Below are 467 nucleotides of genomic sequence, written 5' to 3' on the forward strand. Positions count from 1 at the left end.
CACGCATCTTGTAGCCGACGTCGTGGGGGCCTTCGAGCATCACGACCGACTTGCCCTTGGTGCCGAGCGGGAAGTACGCCTGACCCGTGTCGTACCACTTGCCCTGGTAGTTGAGCTGAAGGCTCAGCCGCTGGGCGCGACCCTTGTAGTAGGTCATCGTCGTGGTGAAGTCGGGGGTCTTCTTCTTGTTGTAGTACGCGTACGAGGTCTTCCCGATCTTCGCTGTCCTGTAGTGCTTCGACAGCTTCAGCGAGACCTTGACCTTGGCGTACGCGGTCGACTTCACCGTCTTCGGCGCGTACCGGCCGTCACCCGCGAACACGGCGGTCACCGTCGTGTCGCGCTTCAGGTTGACCTTGACGGACAGCTTGCCCTTGGAGTTGACCTTGCCCTTCTTGACCAGCTTCTTCGGCTTGTCGGCGCCGAAGGGGTCGGCCCACAGCTCGACGACGCGGTTCTTGTGCGTC

The 467-nt window shown here is 61.9% G+C and carries 1 pseudogene; it reads right to left on the reverse strand.

What is annotated here, in order from left to right:
• Positions 1-467, reverse strand: a pseudogene (locus RM844_RS32490) (Ig-like domain repeat protein); the annotation flags it as partial.

It is taken from the genome of Streptomyces chisholmiae (assembly GCF_031845445.1).
Classification (GTDB): domain Bacteria; phylum Actinomycetota; class Actinomycetes; order Streptomycetales; family Streptomycetaceae; genus Streptomyces; species Streptomyces chisholmiae.